General features: G+C 40.1%; 1 protein-coding gene. It reads right to left on the bottom strand.

Translation table 11 applies throughout. The annotated features are described in order from the left end of the window. Nucleotides 1-758, bottom strand: a 758-nt coding sequence (locus H5154_RS22905) for a tyrosine-type recombinase/integrase (RefSeq protein ID WP_182719751.1), incomplete at its 3' end; no start/stop codon positions are given. Nucleotides 759-850 lie beyond the last annotated feature (92 nt).

Genomic DNA, 850 nt, shown 5'->3' with positions numbered 1-850 from the left:
GTTTTAATATCACTATGACCAAGCTGATGTTGCAATTGATGAAGTGGCATTCCTGATTCAAGTTGATGTGTTGCATAAGCATGGCGTAGTGCATGTGGATTACAGTGTTTTAAACCACACGCTTGTGCGTGTTTTCTCAATGGCTTCCTGAAGGTCGATGCTGACATAGGTTTATCCATTAACAATCGCGAGTAAAACATCCAACCCGTTGGGTGATACATTTTCCAGTAACTGCGTAATTGGTTTAGTACGCTATCTGAAACTACAACATACCGTGACTTATCCCCTTTACCTTGTTCAATTAAAATGGTTTTACGCTGGCCATCGATGTCTTGCACTTTGATACGTAACAATTCGCCAATACGTAAACCGCACCCATAGCAAACCACTATTAACGTTTTTAGTCGCATATCATCCGTACAGCTTTCTATCAGCCGCCGCATATCATCACGTGATAAATAGGTAGGTCCGCGCGACTTCGCTTTTGGCAGTGCAATATCTAAGTTCAATGGCCGATGTAAAATATTCTTAAACAAGAACCAAATACTGTTTATTTGTATTTTCTGACTTGCTCTAGAAAGTTTACGAATAGCGGGATCGTTAAAAAAGGCGTTAAGCTCGTCATCCGTAATCGAGTCAAGCGGTTTATTAAAATAGTGACTGAGTTTAAGTAAATGTTCACAGTAGCTTTTACATGTACTTTGCGAATAACCTCGATAGGCTATTTCAGTTTTGACTTGTTCAATGAGTGTATTCATGACTTACCTCCAAGTTATGGGATAACCCCAAGGTAAGTGTGGCTCAAATGGTCAGAATAGGATCTCCGCGTAGCGGCTTAGTTCAACAATTT

Origin of the sequence: Pseudoalteromonas sp. SR44-5 (genome assembly GCF_014163675.1) — a bacterium.
Classification (GTDB): domain Bacteria; phylum Pseudomonadota; class Gammaproteobacteria; order Enterobacterales; family Alteromonadaceae; genus Pseudoalteromonas; species Pseudoalteromonas rhizosphaerae.
This window is presented reverse-complemented; position numbering and strand designations above follow the sequence as displayed.